Here is a 1,869-nt window from a genome sequence, read left to right as displayed (position 1 = left end):
TGCCCGCGTCACGAGCAGTTCCCGCGCCCGTGCCGCCCGTGCCGCTGCCGTTCGCACGTGCGCGGCTTGCGCCTGCATTGCCCCGGTTTCCGCCGCCGGCGGCCGAGTCGGGGCGTACGGCCCGCTTCTTGGCGCTCACGCCGCCACCTCCGCGAACAAGTCGGTCTCCACCGCGCCCGGATCGCGCCGCGCGGCGTCCGCGCCGCCGGCGAGCCGGAACTGCTCGGTGGTCAGGATCGGCTGGCCCAGCCCGTTGGAGAGCGCGAAAGAGCCGTCGGCCACGGTGATCTGCGTCGCGTGCGCCGCCATCGCCCGCGCCTTGGGCGCTGCGTACGCGCCCCCGGCCACGGCCGCCGTGACCTCGCCGTCGTCGACCACGCCCGGCAGGTCGGCCACGGTCGCCGTGCCCGGAAAGGGGTGGCCCGCCGCGGCCAGTTCGGCGAGGCCCTTCTCCGCCGCGGTGCGCGCGACGCAGGTCCAGTAGATACGGGCCACCGCCCACGGCTCCGGGGCACTGGCTTCGGCCGGCTCGTACGCGGCGTCCGCGGCCAGCACGGCGGCGCGCGTCGCGACGCGGTGGGCCTGGATGTGGTCGGGGTGGCCGTACCCGCCGCGGGGGTCGTACGTGACCAGCACCTGGGGGCGTACCTCGCGGATCACCGGCACCAGCAGCGCGGCCGCCTCGTCGACGCCGGCGGACCAGAATGTCCCTGGGCGTCCGTTCCGGTCGAGGCCGCTCATCCCCGAGTCGCGGAACCGCCCCGGGCCGCCGAGGAAGCGGTGGTCGGTGACGCCCAGCTCCCGCATGGCGGCGGCGAGTTCGCCGGCCCGGTGGGCGCCGAGCCCGTCGTCCCGCTCGGGTCCCAGGTGGGCGAGGGCCGGCGGAATGATCTCGCCCTCCTCGCCCCGGGTACACGTCACCAGGGTGACGAGGGCGCCCTCGGCGGCGTACCGCGCCATGGTGGCGCCGGTGGTGATCGTCTCGTCGTCCGGATGCGCATGCACCAGCAGCAGCCTGCGCGTCGGAAGCTCCCTGCTCATGGAGGAAGCCTAGACGAGTGGACGGCGGGTCCCCCGGGGGTCAGAACTTGATGCTCTCGATCATCCCCGCGACGTTCTGTGTCACGTCGTCGATGGTCGGCGCCATGGACGAGCTGGCGAGGTAGAAGCCGAGCAGGATGCAGACGACTGCATGCCCGCCCTTCAGGCCACTCTTCTTGACGAGTAAGAAGACGACGATCGCGAGCAGCAGCACTAGCGAGATCGACAGAGCCACAGCGGCTCACCTCCCGGGACCTGCGGTCGGGTCATCTGACGGGCCACGTGATGCATGCCCGTCGCGCGCACGCATCATAACTATCGGTGCCCGTGCATCGTTCGGCGCACCGGCGCATGGAGGGGTCGCACGCAAAAGGCCGCCGGGGGGCGGCGGCAGAGCCGCCGGAAAGGGCGCCGCGGGCGGCGCCCGGCGGTCACCAGGGAGGTGGCGAGGAGGGTTCCTGCCAGCGGGAGAGCGGCTCTGCCATGGGGTCGCGCTCCCCGCGCCCCGCGAGCGCGAACAGGATGACGAAGCCGGCGAGCAGCAGTCCGATTCCCGTGCCGGCCTGCAGTTGGTGTTCCGTGCTCAGGGTGCCGAAGTGCTCGAAGACCTCGTGCTTGAGGTACACGGAGGTGTCGGCCGCCCCCCAGCCGAGGACGAGTGCGCCGGCGGTCATGCCGAGCGGGCGGGACAGCGGGGCGCGCTTGGCGGCGGCCACGGCGGCGGCGAAGCACACGGCGGCGACCGCCCACTTGCCGTACGAGACCGGGGGCTGCAGCAGCGCGTACATGGTGTGCTCGCCGCTGAGCCGCCTGCCGTACGCGTCCCAG

At 73.5% G+C, this 1,869-nt stretch carries 2 protein-coding genes and 1 pseudogene; all 3 read right to left on the bottom strand.

Annotated features, from left to right (window positions below; all coding sequences use genetic code 11):
• Positions 1 to 135 precede the first annotated feature (135 nt).
• Entirely contained in the window at positions 136 to 1,041 is a 906-nt protein-coding gene (mshB, locus tag H5J30_RS30480; RefSeq protein ID WP_181790669.1) for an N-acetyl-1-D-myo-inositol-2-amino-2-deoxy-alpha-D-glucopyranoside deacetylase, read from the bottom strand.
• A 40-nt stretch (positions 1,042 to 1,081) separates the two neighbouring features.
• Positions 1,082 to 1,276 carry a hypothetical protein gene (locus H5J30_RS30475; protein WP_018834960.1) on the bottom strand — a complete coding sequence of 65 codons (195 nt, stop codon included), beginning with the start codon at positions 1,274 to 1,276 and terminating at the stop codon, positions 1,082 to 1,084.
• 196 nt (positions 1,277 to 1,472) lie between these two features.
• A pseudogene (locus tag H5J30_RS30470) lies at positions 1,473 to 1,869 on the bottom strand (hypothetical protein); the annotation flags it as partial.

Origin of the sequence: Streptomyces phytophilus (assembly GCF_013870535.1) — a bacterium.
In the GTDB taxonomy this organism is placed as follows: domain Bacteria; phylum Actinomycetota; class Actinomycetes; order Streptomycetales; family Streptomycetaceae; genus Streptomyces; species Streptomyces phytophilus.
The sequence above is the reverse complement of the archived record's forward strand: the minus strand, read 5'-3'. Positions and strand labels throughout refer to the sequence as shown.

What these genes read in the sequence shown, in the direction of transcription:
- mshB (WP_181790669.1), bottom strand. Translation starts at nt 1,041, where the DNA reads ATGAGCAGGGAGCTTCCGACGCGCAGGCTGCTGCTGGTGCATGCGCAT.